13 protein-coding genes are annotated in these 14,708 nt (G+C 43.9%); all 13 read left to right on the forward strand.

The features are described 5' to 3' along the window. Window positions 1-118 precede the first annotated feature (118 nt). The 13 genes from ABN702_RS03100 to ABN702_RS03160 all read left to right on the forward strand — a co-directional run bounded on the left by ABN702_RS03100 (window position 119) and on the right by ABN702_RS03160 (window position 14,674). Entirely contained in the window at window positions 119-844 is a 726-nt protein-coding gene (locus tag ABN702_RS03100; RefSeq protein WP_417899356.1) for a response regulator transcription factor, read from the forward strand. Continuing rightward, window positions 837-2,606 carry a two-component system histidine kinase PnpS gene (gene pnpS, locus ABN702_RS03105; RefSeq protein ID WP_417899357.1) on the forward strand — a complete coding sequence of 590 codons (1,770 nt, stop codon included), beginning with the start codon at window positions 837-839 and terminating at the stop codon, window positions 2,604-2,606. Before ABN702_RS03100 ends, pnpS begins: the two co-directional genes overlap by 8 nt. Window positions 2,607-3,247: 641 nt before the next feature. Further along, on the forward strand, window positions 3,248-4,231 hold the full coding sequence (gene hflK / locus ABN702_RS03110) for an FtsH protease activity modulator HflK (protein ID WP_417900806.1): 984 nt from the start codon (window positions 3,248-3,250) through the stop codon (window positions 4,229-4,231). Further along, window positions 4,224-5,156, forward strand: a complete 933-nt coding sequence (gene hflC, locus ABN702_RS03115; RefSeq protein ID WP_417899358.1) for a protease modulator HflC — start codon at window positions 4,224-4,226, stop codon at window positions 5,154-5,156. Before hflK ends, hflC begins: the two co-directional genes overlap by 8 nt. Window positions 5,157-5,464: 308 nt before the next feature. Continuing rightward, complete coding sequence (gene polA / locus ABN702_RS03120; protein WP_417899359.1) at window positions 5,465-8,095, forward strand: DNA polymerase I; 2,631 nt, start codon at window positions 5,465-5,467, stop codon at window positions 8,093-8,095. 18 nt (window positions 8,096-8,113) lie between these two features. Further along, the gene (mutM, locus tag ABN702_RS03125; protein WP_417899360.1) at window positions 8,114-8,947 is read left to right on the forward strand and encodes a DNA-formamidopyrimidine glycosylase; all 834 of its coding nucleotides are present in this window, start codon (window positions 8,114-8,116) and stop codon (window positions 8,945-8,947) included. Window positions 8,948-9,023: 76 nt separating this feature from the next. Beyond that, window positions 9,024-9,662 (forward strand): sporulation membrane protein YtaF, encoded by a 639-nt coding sequence (gene ytaF / locus ABN702_RS03130; RefSeq protein ID WP_417899361.1) that lies wholly within the window; start codon window positions 9,024-9,026, stop codon window positions 9,660-9,662. A 52-nt stretch (window positions 9,663-9,714) separates the two neighbouring features. Beyond that, window positions 9,715-10,311 carry a dephospho-CoA kinase gene (gene coaE, locus ABN702_RS03135; protein ID WP_417899362.1) on the forward strand — a complete coding sequence of 199 codons (597 nt, stop codon included), beginning with the start codon at window positions 9,715-9,717 and terminating at the stop codon, window positions 10,309-10,311. Window positions 10,312-10,422: 111 nt separating this feature from the next. Further along, window positions 10,423-11,454 carry a glyceraldehyde-3-phosphate dehydrogenase gene (locus ABN702_RS03140; RefSeq protein ID WP_417899363.1) on the forward strand — a complete coding sequence of 344 codons (1,032 nt, stop codon included), beginning with the start codon at window positions 10,423-10,425 and terminating at the stop codon, window positions 11,452-11,454. Window positions 11,455-11,763: 309 nt separating this feature from the next. Beyond that, window positions 11,764-12,138 carry an adenosylmethionine decarboxylase gene (gene speD / locus ABN702_RS03145; protein WP_078379448.1) on the forward strand — a complete coding sequence of 125 codons (375 nt, stop codon included), beginning with the start codon at window positions 11,764-11,766 and terminating at the stop codon, window positions 12,136-12,138. A gap of 127 nt (window positions 12,139-12,265) precedes the next feature. Next, window positions 12,266-12,670, forward strand: coding sequence for a cytosolic protein (locus ABN702_RS03150; RefSeq protein ID WP_417899364.1), 405 nt, complete (start codon window positions 12,266-12,268; stop codon window positions 12,668-12,670). Window positions 12,671-12,702: 32 nt separating this feature from the next. Beyond that, window positions 12,703-13,164, forward strand: coding sequence for a transcriptional regulator NrdR (gene nrdR / locus ABN702_RS03155; protein WP_204416270.1), 462 nt, complete (start codon window positions 12,703-12,705; stop codon window positions 13,162-13,164). A gap of 91 nt (window positions 13,165-13,255) precedes the next feature. Beyond that, window positions 13,256-14,674: a replication initiation and membrane attachment family protein gene (locus ABN702_RS03160; protein WP_417899365.1), complete on the forward strand. Its 1,419-nt coding sequence runs from the start codon at window positions 13,256-13,258 to the stop codon at window positions 14,672-14,674. Window positions 14,675-14,708: the final 34 nt, after the last annotated feature.

Raw genomic sequence — 14,708 nt, forward strand, 5'->3', positions numbered from 1 at the left:
GCTCTTTTTTCTATTTATTGTGAAGAAATAATTTAAGGTGTATGATGGTATTGTAAATACATAGATAGATATTCAAGGATGAATAGGGGCTTTCCAAAACAATTGGTGGAGGAAAAAGATGAGTAAAAAGATATTGATCGTTGACGATGAGCAGTCCATTGTAACTTTATTGCAATATAACTTGCAGCAGGCAGGATTTGAAGTGTCAGTTGCCATGGATGGGGAGAAAGGGCTTAATAAAGCAGCAGATGAGCAATTTGACATGATTGTTCTGGACTTGATGCTTCCAAAAATGGATGGTATCGAGGTGTGCAAGGAACTTAGGCAGCGAAAAATAAACACTCCCATTTTGATGCTTACCGCAAAAGATGATGAATTTGATAAGGTGTTGGGTCTCGAACTAGGTGCTGATGATTATATGACAAAACCTTTCAGTCCAAGAGAAGTGGTCGCTCGAGTAAAGGCAATACTGAGACGGACACAGCTATTGTCAGGTCATGAGGACAACATGAAAGATGAAGATCCTTCCGAAAAAATCATCATCGGGGAAATAAAGATATTACCGGAGCATTATGAAGCGTACTTCCAGAATGAACGTATTGAATTGACTCCAAAGGAATTTGAGCTTCTTGTCTATTTAGCAAAAAACAAAGGCAGGGTATTGACCCGCGATCAGTTGTTAAGTGCAGTTTGGAACTACGATTTTGCCGGGGACACCAGGATTGTGGACGTGCATATCAGCCACTTGCGGGAGAAAATCGAAAAAGATACAAAAAAACCTACATATATAAAGACAATAAGAGGGTTAGGTTACAAGCTTGAGGAACCGAAATTAGATGAGTAGGTTTCGTTCCCGTCTGCTTTTTGCTTTAATTACGCTCATTATTGTCGTTCTTGTCGGGTTGGGGCTTTTATTGGGACAACTTTTTAAGAGCTTTTATCTTAATACATTCAATCAGCGTCTCGAGAAAGAAACCAACCTTGTCACGCTATTAGTGGAAGAGGAAGCAACCATCACGCCTTCGCTGCAAAAACACCTCGAGGATATCGGAAAGACGTTAGCTGCGAGAATCAGTATAACAGATCTAGATGGCACCCTTCAGTATGACACGGACGGCAGTGTGCAACCTGAAGAGGATTCCCATCAGGATGTGCTGCAGCAAATCATAGAAAAAAACAAAGATAAGCAACGCGTCTATTATGAACGAAATGATGAAATGTACTATTATGGTGCTTCCTTGATGAGAGATGGTGAACGCGCTGGGTTTGTGGTTTTAAGCACGCCTGTAGAATCCCTCCACAGGGTCAATCAACAAATCTGGGGACTATTGATTGCAAGTCTCGGTGCTGCACTTGTTGTCATTCTATTACTGGGGGTCAGAATTACAGCCCAATATACGAGACCGATTGAATCGGCAACAAAAGTGGCAATGGAGCTTGCCAAAGGGAATTATAAAGCGAGAACCTACGAGGAGCACGTGGACGAGACAGGGATGCTCAGCCAATCGATCAATGTGCTTGCAAGAAACCTGCAGGACATGACAAAAGCGCAGGAAATGCAACAGGATAGACTTAGCACATTAATTGAAAATATGGGAAGCGGCTTGATTTTGATTGATGGAAGAGGCTATGTGAATCTGATCAATCGTGCTTATAAGGAAACCTTTCATGTAGAGCAATCCGACTATTTATACCGCTTATACTATGAAGCATTGGAGCATAAAGAAGTAGTGGAGCTTGTGGAAGAAATTTTCATGACGGAAGTCCGTGTAAGAAAGCAGCTTGTGCTTCCCCTTAAAATTGAACGAAGGCATTTTGAGGTTTACGGGGCACCAATCATCGGCACTAATGATGAATGGAAGGGAATTGTACTTGTTTTCCATGATATCACAGAGCTGAAAAAGCTGGAGCAGATGAGAAAGGACTTCGTAGCTAACGTATCTCATGAATTGAAGACACCGATCACTTCCATCAAGGGGTTTTCGGAGACGCTTCTGGATGGAGCCATGAACGACAAAGAGACACTGGAGTACTTCCTTTCCATCATATTAAAAGAGAGTGAGAGACTTCAGTCGTTGATAGAAGACTTATTGGATCTTTCCAAAATAGAAAGACAAGGCTTCAAACTCAATATGGATTATGTGGATATCCATGAATTATTGGAAGATATCCTTATCATTCTTGAAGCAAAAGCCAAAGAGAAAGAAGTTGATCTGGAGCTGTTGAAAGCGAAAAGAGACCTGTTTATCTATGGGGATAACCCTCGGGTGAAACAGATTTTCATTAATCTTATCAACAATGCATTAGCCTACACCCCGTCCGGCGGCAAAGTGAGCGTGACAGTCCAGGATGCAGGTGAGAAGGTGGAAATAACCGTTTCAGATACAGGAATTGGTATGGATGAAGAGGAGATACCCCGAATTTTCGAGCGCTTCTATCGTGTAGATAAAGCGCGTAGCAGAAATTCCGGTGGTACAGGGTTAGGACTGGCAATTGTCAAACACCTGGTGGAAGCACATCACGGCAGTATGACAGTTGAAAGTAAAGTGAACAACGGGACAGCATTTAAGGTGAAATTGTCCAAAGAAAACAAAGATTTACAATAGCTTTACATTTCTTCCATTACTGCTTAACAAACCTCTGTTACTATTACTATTGAAAACCCCTTCATCCAAGGAGCCAATTTTGGCAGGCGAGAACACCTCTGTTCTCGCCTTCTTTTTTTTGTGGGAAGGCTAACCTGAAAATAAGTGTGTGCTCTGTTTAACTCCCTGTTGATTTCCGTTCCAGGTGTTCGCTTTCCGCGGGGCGGTGCTTGAGCCTCCTCGGCTAGCCTGCGGGGTCTCAAGTCTACCGCTATCTCCCTCAGGAGTCTCACACCTTGCACTCCAATCAACAGGGGCGTCAGGTGACTCATAACGTCTGCACTAAATTTTCATATCTAATGTGTAAATCTTTTACATTAGGGTCTTTGGAAAAACAAAAGTGTTGTTTTGTGTGTATACTAGCTGTTGATTGGAGCAATAGGCGAAGACTCCTGCGGGAGGTAGCGATTAGTGGAGACCCCACTGGCGAAGCCGAGGAGGCTCCACAATCGCCCCGCGGAAAGCGCAGCCTAGTGCGGAAATCAACAGCGGTGCTAAACAGAGACTTTGTGAAAATGAAAAACCTCTGTAAAAAAAGAAACTTTCCTGTAACTTGAACGTATTAATCACTGAGAACAAAAAAAGGGGAGAAGACAACAGTGATGAGTTTAAAGCGCATATATACAACTGTGTTTCTTGTGGTGCTGGCTGTCATGCTTGGAATAGTGGCCTTTAGTTCCTGGTACACAGTCGATCAATCCGAACAGGCTGTCATCCAGACCTTCGGGAAAGTGGAAGAGGGAATAAGTGAACCGGGTCTGCACTTCAAGATGCCTTGGCCGATCCAGACTGTGGAAAAGCTCTCAAAAGAGACATTCAGCTTACAGTTCGGCTATGAGGAAAAGAATGGGGAAGTTGTAGAATTCACCAGTGATACAAAAATGATAACCGGAGATGAAAATATCGTCCTTGCAGACATGGTTGTCATGTGGAAGATAACCAACCCGGGTAAATACCTATATAATTCGGACGACCCGCAAGCGGTGCTTTATAATGCAACATCCGCTTCTTTAAGAAGTATCATCGGAAGCTCGCAAATCGATGAGGCCCTAACATCAGGAAAAGGGCAAATCGAAGTGGAGGTCTTTGATCTATTAACTTCACTTATGGAAAAGTATGACGTTGGTATATCAGTAACCGCGGTTAAACTGCAGGATGTGGAACTTCCGAATGCGGAGGTTCGTAAAGCATTTACCAATGTTACTGATGCGAGGGAAACAATGAACACCAAAATCAACGAAGCGAACCGCTACCGAAATCAGAAAATGAATGAAGCGGAAGGGGAAAAGGATGCAATCATCTCAAGAGCAGAAGGGGAAAAGGCAGCCAGAGTCGAGCAGGCACGTGGGGATGTTGCCAGATTCAATTCCTTGTACGCTGAATATGTGAATGCACCTGACCTGACTAGAAAACGATTGATTCTTGAGACTATGGAAGAAGTCCTTCCATACGCAGAAATCTATATCATGAACGATGATGGCAATACGATGAAGTACTTCCCGATTCGTCCAATGGAGAGAACGGAAACGACGGGCACAACTCCTAAGCCTCCAACAACGCAGGAAGGAAGTGGGACAAATGAGTGATCAGAACATCATAGATTTAGAAGGTCGTAAACCTACCTATGAGTGGAGAAAGATGGTCAGAGGTGGGATAATAGCAGTTCTTCTTATCGTCCTGCTCGGTGTAGGAATTGCTAATGTGTTTGTGGTAAAAGAAGGGGAATACAAGGTAGTCAGGCAGTTTGGAGAAGTAGTGGAAATTGTTAGTGAACCAGGACTCAATTTCAAAGTTCCATTTGTTCAGACTGTAACGACCGTACCTAAGTATCAGATGCTCTATGATGAAGCTGGAGCCGAGATCAATACAAGAGATAAGAAAAGAATGTTGATCGATAACTATGTGGTATGGCGCGTGGAAAATCCTGCAGAAATGATAGACAGTTTAGCCAATATCGTCAATGCTGAAACAAAAATGTCTGAATTTGTGTTTTCGGTTGTTCGAACAGAGCTTGGCCAATTGAATTATGATGAAATCATCAATGATGAAAAATCCTCCAGGGGAAGTCTGAATGACCGTGTAACGGAAAGGGTCAATGAGCTTTTGGCAAAGGATGGATATGGCATTGTGGTAACAGATGTCAGGATGAGACGAACTGACCTGCCGCCTGAAAATGAACAGTCTGTCTTCACGCGAATGATTTCAGAGCGGGATTCCAAAGCACAGGAATACCTTTCAAAAGGGGACGCAGATAAAAATATCATCATTGCCAAAACCGATAAAGAAGTACGTGAGATTATAGCTAAAGCAGAAGCGGATGCAGACGTGATCCGTGGGACAGGAGAAGGAGAAGCGGCGAAAATATACAATGACAGCTTCTCCAAGGATGCTGAGTTTTACGAACTATACCGTACACTCGAATCCTATAAGAAGACAATCAACGGTGAAACAGTCATCGTTCTGCCGTCCAGTTCCCCATATGCACGACTCCTAATGGGCTATATGGAGTAAAAAAAATCAATAATGCCGCAATTTTTCTTTCTGTTCTTATCCGTGATAAAATAGAGAGGGAGATTGCGGCTTTTTATTTGAGTGATTTATTAAAGAGAAGTGTTGATTTTTAAGTATACTAGCTGTTGATTGGAGCAATAGGCGAAGACTCCTGCGGGAGGAAGCGTTTAGTGGAGACCCCACAGGCGAAGCCGAGGAGGCTCCACAAACGCCCCTTGGGTCGCTGCGCCTAGTGCGGAAATCAACAGCGGTGTTAAGAGAGTCTGAAGTATTTACATAGACCATAAAAGGAAGAAGGAGGAATTCACATGGCAAACAAATTAGTCCTGATTGATGGGAACAGCATTGCATATCGCGCATTTTTCGCGCTGCCCCTTTTAAGCAATGAAAAGGGAATACATACGAATGCAATTTACGGTTTCACGATGATGCTAATGAGGATCTTGGAGGAAGAAAAACCGACACATATGCTTGTGGCCTTTGATGCAGGGAAAACAACCTTCCGTCATAAAACTTTCGGAGAATATAAAGGGGGAAGACAAAAGACCCCACCTGAGCTTTCCGAGCAATTCTCCTTTTTAAGAGAGTTATTGGATGCCTATAATATTAAACGCTATGAACTGCCTGAATACGAGGCGGATGATATTATCGGAACCCTTGCCCGGCAGGCAGCCAACGATGATTTTAACGTGAAGATCATTTCCGGGGACAAGGATCTGACTCAGCTTGCAACCGACAAAATAACGGTGGATATCACGAAAAAAGGGATCACAGATGTTGACTCCTATACACCTGCCTTCATTGAAGAGAAGTATGGCTTGAATGTGGATCAGATTATTGACATGAAGGGCTTGATGGGTGATTCCTCCGATAACATTCCTGGGGTTCCGGGAGTCGGGGAAAAGACGGCAATCAAGCTGTTGAAGGAATTTGGCACCATTGAAAAGCTCCTGGAATCCATCGATCAGGTCAGCGGTAAAAAGCTGAAGGAAAAGCTTGAGGAGAACAAGGAGCAGGCAATCATGAGCAAGGAGCTTGCAACGATCATGACGGAAGCGCCTGTTGAATTGCAGGTGGATGAACTAATTTATGAAGGCTTTGATAAGAAGAAAGTCATCTCGATATTCAAAGAACTGAGCTTCAACTCCTTATTGGAAAAGATGGGGGACGAAGGGGAAACAGTTACCGAGGACTTAACGGACATTACGTTTGATGTTGTGGATGAGCTGACTGCCGACCATTTTGCAGAAGAGAACTTTTTCATGGTAGAGGTCCTTGAAGAAAACTACCACCGGGCAGACATTCAAGGATTTGCGCTTGTGAATGAAAAGGGCAACTTCTTCATTCCGACTGAAGTGGCACTAAAGTCAGATGAGTTTAAGAACTTTGCAGCAGATTCCACAAAAAAGAAGACCGTCTTTGACGCCAAACGGGCAATCGTGGCATTGAAATGGCAAGGAATCGAGCTGAACGGGATAGATTTTGATTTTATTATCGCCTCCTACATCGTTAACCCGTCTGATACGTCCACGGATCTTGCAGAGATCGCACGGAAGAAAGGATATCATCAGATTGAAACGGATGAAGCGGTCTATGGCAAGGGTGCCAAACGGGCAGTGCCGGATCAAGAGACGGTATCTCAGCATCTAGTTCGTAAAACCTTCGCGATGCAGGAGATGAAGGAATCTTTTATCCATGAACTAAAGGATAACGAACAGCTTGAATTGTTTGAGGAACTCGAAATGCCATTGACACTTGTACTTGCGGAAATGGAAGCGCTCGGTATTAAAGTTGATAAAACCCGCCTGGAGGATATGGGACACGACTTATCTGAAAAGCTAGAGAAGATAGAAGAGGACATCTTTGAGCTTGCCGGTGAAAAGTTCAACATCAACTCGCCAAAGCAGCTTGGTGTCATTCTTTTTGAAAAGCTCGGACTTCCACCGGTGAAGAAAACGAAAACAGGATACTCCACCTCAGCCGATGTACTCGAAAAGCTCGCGGACAAACATGAGGTCATTCGCCAGATCCTTCTCTATCGTCAATTGGGGAAATTGAAATCAACCTATATCGAAGGCTTGTTGAAGGTTGTGCATGAAGACACCAATAAAATCCATACACGCTTCAACCAGGCGCTAACCCAAACTGGCAGATTAAGCTCCATTGATCCAAACCTTCAAAACATCCCAGTCCGTCTGGAGGAAGGCAGGAGAATCAGGGAGGCATTCATTCCATCGCATAAGGATTGGGTCATTTTTGCGGCGGACTATTCTCAGATCGAGTTAAGGGTCCTTGCCCATATTGCCAATGATGAAAAGCTGATTGAAGCATTCAGGGAGGATGCAGATATTCATACGAAAACCGCCATGGATGTGTTTCATGTAGCGGAGGATAAGGTCACTTCCAACATGAGACGCCAGGCGAAGGCGGTCAATTTCGGTATTGTCTATGGAATCAGCGACTATGGTTTATCGCAAAGTCTGGATATCACGCGCAAAGAAGCAAAGCTGTTCATTGACCGCTATCTGGAGAGCTTCCCGGGAGTCAAGCAGTATATGGATGACGTGGTACTCGAAGCGAAGGATAAGGGCTATGTAACGACCCTGCTTCACCGTCGCCGCTATTTGCCGGAGATCACAAGCAGCAACTTCAATCTGAGAAGCTTTGCTGAGAGAACGGCGATGAACACCCCTATTCAGGGCAGTGCAGCCGACATCATCAAGAAGGCGATGATTGAAATGTCGATGAGATTGGAAAAAGAAAACATGCAGGCGAAAGTGCTGCTGCAGGTGCATGATGAACTTGTTTTTGAAGCTCCGAAAGAAGAAATAGAAAAGTTGAAGAAAATCGTGCCGGAAGTGATGGAGCAAGCACTGGAGCTGACCGTTCCGTTGAAGGTCGACTACTCCTACGGCTCCACCTGGTACGATGCGAAATGATGTAAGGGAGGTGTTTTTATGCCAGAGCTTCCAGAGGTTGAAACCGTCAGAAAAACACTTCTACACCTGGTGCAGGGAAAGAAGATTAAAGCTGTAAGAGTTCTTTGGCCAAAAATGGTGAAAGAACCTGATGATGTCGCCTTATTTGAGCATATGCTTGTGGGGCAGACCATTCAGACGATAGGTCGTAGGGGGAAATTCCTTCTGTTCTACCTGGATGACTATTGCATGGTTTCCCATCTTCGTATGGAAGGTAAATACGGACTTTACCAAAAGGATGAACCTTTCAATAAGCATACCCATGTGTTCTTCCATTTTGAGGACGGAACAGAGCTCCGCTACCAGGACGTGAGGAAGTTCGGAACGCTCCACCTTTATAAAAAAGGGGAGGAGCTGAAGGCGAAGTCGCTTGCAAGCCTTGGACCGGAACCATTTGACGAGGAATTCAGCCTCGCCGGCTTCAAGGAAAGCCTCTCCATGAAAAAAAGGAACATCAAAGCCGTCCTGCTTGACCAGACCGTTGTAGTGGGGCTTGGCAATATCTATGTGGATGAAGCGCTTTTTCGTGCTGGGATACATCCTGAACGGTTCGCCAACAGCCTGTCCGATCAGGAACTGGAGATATTGCAGAAGGAAATTGTCCTCACGCTTCAGGAAGCGGTGGATAAGGGTGGAAGTACAATCCGATCCTACATCAATTCTCAAGGTCAGATCGGCATGTTCCAGCTAGAACTGTTTGTGTACGGGAGAAAAGGGGAACCTTGCAAAAAATGTGGAACGGAAATAGAGAAATCCGTGGTGGCAGGGAGAGGGACCCATACGTGTCCGATCTGTCAGCCGAAAGAAAGATAATTCTCACGTCCGGAAAAACACATCGAATGGGCTCCTGCCATATACTATCTCAGTGATAGTTAGGGAGGAGCTCTTTATGATTCCATACATCTCACTTGTTCTTTTAGCATTTGCTGTCAGTCTGGACAGTTTCAGTGTCGGTTTGACATATGGCCTTAGAAAAATGCATATGCCGCTCAAATCGATCAGTATCATTGCATGCTGCTCTGCTGTTTCACTTTTGCTGGCGATGTTTGTTGGCACGATACTTACAACGTTCCTTTCTCCTGTTTATGCAGAGAGTATAGGAGGAGGGATTCTCATTCTTCTTGGAGTCTGGGTGCTATATCAGTTTTTTAAGTCGAATGCGTCTGAGGATCCAACGCTGATTGGAGAGAAAATCCTATTCAATCTGGAAATCAAGTCTTTGGGAGTCGTCATCAATATTTTGAGGAAGCCGACAGAAGCCGATTTTGACAAATCAGGGTCCATCACTGGACTAGAGGCATTCTTCCTTGGGATTGCATTATCGCTTGACGCATTCGGAGCCGGGATAGGGGCCGCGTTGTTAGGATATTCCCCGTGGATGATGGCTGTTTCTGTTGCGATGATGAGTTCCCTATTTGTTATCACTGGCATAAAGCTTGGAAGAATCTTTTCTGGAGTATCTTGGATGAACAAATTTTCCTTTTTGCCAGGTGTATTACTTATTATTATCGGGATTATCAAGATTTGAGGCTATCTGTTCTACAGAAGCCTCTTCCATTAGAGAGGAGTTGGACTGGCCCATGATTATTGGATTGACCGGCGGTATAGCCAGTGGCAAAAGTACGGTGGCTGCAATGCTGAAGGAATACGGTCTGCCGATTGTTGATGCTGATGTAGTAGCCCGCGAGGTGGTGGAAGTTGGTGAGGAAACCTATGGGAAATTGGTTTTTGAGTTTGGAGAAGGGATTTTACAGGAGGACAAATCTCTGGACCGGGTAAAGCTTGGAAAACTCATTTTTGAAAACAAAGAAAAAAGAGAGCGCTTAAATTCCATTATGCATCCGAGTATTCGCAACCGAATGAAGGAAGAGACAAATGAGTATCTAAATAATGGATATCAAACGGTTGTCATGGATATTCCGCTGCTGTTTGAAAGCAAACTCACCCATCTGGTAGAAAAAACGTTGCTTATCTATGTGGATGAAGAGGTGCAACTCGATAGGCTGATGAGAAGAAATGATTTATCCCGCGAGGATGCCATGGCTAGAATCTCCTCACAAATGCCGCTCCGGGAAAAAGTGGATCTAGCGGATGAAGTTATTTACAACAACGGTTCAATAGAAGAAACAAAAGAACAGCTACATACTATATTGAAGAAATGGGCTATCCAAAAATAGGGATATGCCCTTTTTTTAATTTTTTCATGACATATTCAAATTAAATATGTTATACTAATTGCAGGTAATCATAACATAAGTATAACATATATACAGAAATGGGGAATTTGCATGAAGGCAAGGGTTGCAATTAATGGTTTTGGACGTATTGGAAGAATGGTATTTAGACGTGCCATCCAAGAGGAAGGTTTGAATATTGTTGCAATCAATGCGAGCTATCCAGCCGAAACGTTAGCTCATTTAATTAAGTATGACACAAATCATGGGCGTTTCGATGCGGATGTCTACGCGGAGGACAACGCTCTTATTGTAAATGGTAAGCGCATTCAATTGGTCAATAACCGTAATCCGGAAGAATTGCCTTGGAAGGAAATGAATATTGATATCGTAATTGAAGCGACAGGGAAATTCAATGCACGCGATAAAGCGGCGCTTCATATGAATGCAGGGGCAAAACGAGTGATTCTGACTGCGCCTGGTAAAGATGAGGATGTAACCATCGTAATGGGTGTAAATGAAGAAGCCTTGGATTTGGATCAGCATTATGTCATTTCAAATGCATCTTGTACAACCAACTGCTTGGCACCTGTTGTGAAAGTCCTCGATGAGCAGTTCGGAATCGAAAATGGCCTGATGACGACGGTTCATGCATATACAAATGATCAGAAAAACATCGATAATCCTCATAAGGACCTGAGACGTGCAAGAGCGTGCGGGCAGTCCATCATCCCGACATCGACCGGTGCAGCGAAAGCATTGTCCCTTGTATTGCCGCATCTGAAGGGTAAGCTGCATGGTATGGCATTACGTGTGCCTACTCCTAATGTCTCGCTGGTAGACTTGGTTGTGGACTTAAAGCAGCCTGTAACAGTGGATGATATAAACAATGCATTCCAAACAGCTGCAGTCGGATCCATGGATGGCATCTTGGGTATAACCATGGAGCCTCTTGTGTCAGTCGACTTCAACACGAATCCACACTCGGCAGTGATCGATGGTCTATCCACCATGGTAATGGGGGAAACCAAGGTGAAAGTATTGGCTTGGTATGACAACGAGTGGGGCTACTCCTGCCGTGTTGTGGACCTGGTTCATTATGTAGCGGAGAAAATGGTAGAAGCGAAAGAAGCAATGGCTGGATAATATTCCCGTAGTATGTACTCAAAAAATGTGAAAGCGGTTAACATACCATGTTAGCCGCTTTTTTGCGTTGGAAGAAAAGGGAGGATGAGTTCTTTCTTTTTCTGATAACAAAAAAATATGAAATGCATGTTGCAAAACTAATATAAAAACAGTATACTATTTTTCGTGAACTTCTTGAAACGGTTATGTGGCTACTTAAAGGGTTAGGACCTCTCTGGACTAACTTTCCCCCGTGGTAGTAATACAATAATCAATTTTCACCTTTGAGGAATTCATGTATTCTAAAATATGTTAAAGGGGGAACGTGAGATGGAAACAGTAGGTCGTCACGTTATTTCAGAATTATGGGGTTGCGATTTTGATAAGTTGAATGATATGGATTACATTGAAAAAACTTTTGTTGATGCTGCGTTGAAATCCGGAGCTGAGGTTCGCGAGGTTGCATTCCATAAGTTTGCACCACAAGGAGTTAGCGGAGTTGTCATCATCTCTGAATCACATTTAACTATTCACAGCTTCCCGGAACACGGATATGCAAGCATTGACGTTTATACATGCGGTGAGTTGGATCCTAACATTTCTGCAGATTACATTGCTGAAGCTTTAAATGCTCAGACACGTGAAACAATCGAACTTCCACGTGGAATGGGTCCTGTTCAAGTAAACAAAGCGAAAGCACTTTAAAATTATATCTAAATCGATTAAAATGGTAAGAGGTGTATAATATGCACCTCTTTTTATTATATCTTTTTTCCTACATATCATTTCTTTTATATAGAACGTAGTAAATCTAAGGGGTTGTCAAATTATCGTGGGAGCTATTCAAAAACTAAAAAACCTACTATCCACTCATACGGAGACAAGGGAAAATCATATCGATGCAGCATTGCGAAGCCATTATTATAAGGTATCCAACAAAAATGCCATGAAAGCCCTCCAGGAGATGTTCCAAAAAATGGACGGGTTTACAGTCAAATCCGTTTCAGAGGAACATGGAGAAATAGCGGTGCAGGTGAACAAAGGAAAAAAGGCATTTATGGTCGTGACAGTGATTTCGGTGAGGCCATTTGAAACGGCGATCGACTTTTCCGTTACAACGGATACTAGCATTCTGCCGACAGATTTCGGCTTTAGTCGCAAGCTGGTCCTGCATATGTACCAAGAACTTAATAAATCTCTCAACTATACAGGTTCTGGTTTAAATTCGGAAAGATAAAAATACGATAAGGAAATGGAGCTGAAACCCTTATGAAATGTCCAGCTTGTCAACATAATGGCACCAAGGTATTGGATTCCAGACCAGTGGAGGAAGGGCGCTCTATTCGTAGACGAAGAGAGTGTGAGTCCTGCTCCTATCGCTTTACCACATTTGAAAAGGTGGAAGAGATGCCTTTGATCGTGGTGAAAAAAGAAGGGATCAGGGAAGAATTCAGTAGAGAAAAGGTGCTGCGTGGCCTGATAAAAGCTTGCGAAAAAAGACCGGTAGCGCTCAAAGTGCTAGAAGACATTGTCATCGAAGTGGAAAAGGAACTTCGCAACATTGGCATATCCGAAGTGAAGAGCGATATTGTCGGTGAGATGGTGATGGAGCGACTTTCCAAAATTGACGAGGTTGCTTATGTGAGATTTGCCTCAGTATACCGTCAATTTAAGGATATTAATGTTTTCCTTGATGAATTAAAAGAGATAATAGAAAAAGAGCGGAAATAATATCGCATAATTAGCAGAACAGAGAGGAGAATTTTCAGCCTCTCTGTTTTATCATTAATCACTTATAGTTAGAGAAAGGTTTGAATGTATTATGTCTGAACGGCATTGGAAAGAACTGGTCCCTGTTGATCGCTATATGGTCCGTGCCAGCGGGGTACTTCAATCATTTGATCGGAAAATATTGACCATGCTTTATCAGCCTCTTCTCGGCTACAGGGGGTTCAGCCTGTTTATGACGCTTTGGAGTGAGCTGGACCAGGATCGGCTCTGGGGGGAAGAGACGACCCATCACGGCATCATGACAACGATGCAATGCAATTTAAAGGACATCCATCAGGAACGGATCAAGCTGGAAGGAATCGGACTGTTGAAGACTTGGGTGAAGGAGGACGAGCATTCCCGGACGTTCATCTATGAGCTTCAGCCTCCCCTTTCTCCTGATGCCTTCTTTTCCGAGCCTATGCTGACCATCTACCTCTATAATCGTCTCGGGAAGACAAAATACTTGAGCGTTAAGAAGTATTTTTCAGATGAGGCGATTCCTGAAGCGGATTACACCCAGATTACCCGTCAATTCAGTGACGTCTTCCAATCCGTCCAAGCGGAAAATATCGCCTATGCCGCAAATGAAGAAACGATGGAAGAGCTGCAGCTTTCAGAGGATAAAGAGTGGATAGGACGGAAGTCCGGTCAGGAGCCGGAAGTCGGGAAAAGTGAATTTGATTTCGAGTTGTTCTATGCAGGTCTTTCGGATGTGGTAATTCCAAAGAAGGCGATCACAGCAAAAGTGAAGCAAGCCATTCAGAAGCTCGCCTTTATCTATCAGATCGATCCAATAACGATGAAGGATCTGATGATGAATGTCATTGATGAAGACGATATGATCAATCTGGAAAAATTAAGAAAATCGGCACGTGACTGGTATCAACTGGAGTACCACAATACCCTTCCCTCCCTGGTGGAGAAAACGCAGCCGGCCAACCTTAAACAGTTTTCCGATAAGAATCCTTCTTCCAAGGAAGAGCAGCTTATTCAGCAGCTAGAAAATGTTTCACCTAAAGCGATGCTCACAGACCTCTCGGGAGGGGCGGAGCCGTCCGTATCGGATTTGCGCATTGTCGAGGACGTCATGTTCAAGCAGCAGCTCACCCCTGGGGTAACAAACGTATTGCTGTACTACGTACTATTGAAAACAGACATGAAGCTGAACCGCAAGTATGTGGAGAAAATAGCAAGCCACTGGGCCCGTAAGCAGGTCAAAACAGTGAGCGCGGCGATGGAGCTTGCTAAAGAGGAGCATCGCCAGTATCAAAACTGGGCCGATACGAAAACGACGAAGAAATCTGCCTCCACTCCGAAAGAGAAACAGGTTCGAAACCGCTTTGTAAGCGAGCCGGACCTTGCTGATGACAATGCCGAAAGCTTCCAAGAAGTTCAGGAACAGGACAAACAGAAGCTCGCAGAACGTCTTGCACAGTTGAAGAACAGAAAGTTGAAGCTTGATAACTAGAACCACATAGCCGCGTGCACTCGGTTTGTCAGAG

The sequence above is a fragment of the Bacillus haimaensis genome (genome assembly GCF_048270625.1).
Taxonomy (GTDB): domain Bacteria; phylum Bacillota; class Bacilli; order Bacillales; family Bacillaceae_I; genus Sutcliffiella_A; species Sutcliffiella_A haimaensis.

What these genes read in the sequence shown, in the direction of transcription:
- hflK (WP_417900806.1), top strand. Translation starts at nt 3,248, where the DNA reads ATGAGTTTAAAGCGCATATATACAACTGTGTTTCTTGTGGTGCTGGCT.
- ytaF (WP_417899361.1), top strand. Translation starts at nt 9,024, where the DNA reads ATGATTCCATACATCTCACTTGTTCTTTTAGCATTTGCTGTCAGTCTG.
- pnpS (WP_417899357.1), top strand. Translation starts at nt 837, where the DNA reads ATGAGTAGGTTTCGTTCCCGTCTGCTTTTTGCTTTAATTACGCTCATT.
- ABN702_RS03100 (WP_417899356.1), top strand. Translation starts at nt 119, where the DNA reads ATGAGTAAAAAGATATTGATCGTTGACGATGAGCAGTCCATTGTAACT.
- coaE (WP_417899362.1), top strand. Translation starts at nt 9,715, where the DNA reads ATGATTATTGGATTGACCGGCGGTATAGCCAGTGGCAAAAGTACGGTG.
- hflC (WP_417899358.1), top strand. Translation starts at nt 4,224, where the DNA reads ATGAGTGATCAGAACATCATAGATTTAGAAGGTCGTAAACCTACCTAT.
- nrdR (WP_204416270.1), top strand. Translation starts at nt 12,703, where the DNA reads ATGAAATGTCCAGCTTGTCAACATAATGGCACCAAGGTATTGGATTCC.
- ABN702_RS03160 (WP_417899365.1), top strand. Translation starts at nt 13,256, where the DNA reads ATGTCTGAACGGCATTGGAAAGAACTGGTCCCTGTTGATCGCTATATG.
- speD (WP_078379448.1), top strand. Translation starts at nt 11,764, where the DNA reads ATGGAAACAGTAGGTCGTCACGTTATTTCAGAATTATGGGGTTGCGAT.
- polA (WP_417899359.1), top strand. Translation starts at nt 5,465, where the DNA reads ATGGCAAACAAATTAGTCCTGATTGATGGGAACAGCATTGCATATCGC.
- mutM (WP_417899360.1), top strand. Translation starts at nt 8,114, where the DNA reads ATGCCAGAGCTTCCAGAGGTTGAAACCGTCAGAAAAACACTTCTACAC.
- ABN702_RS03140 (WP_417899363.1), top strand. Translation starts at nt 10,423, where the DNA reads ATGAAGGCAAGGGTTGCAATTAATGGTTTTGGACGTATTGGAAGAATG.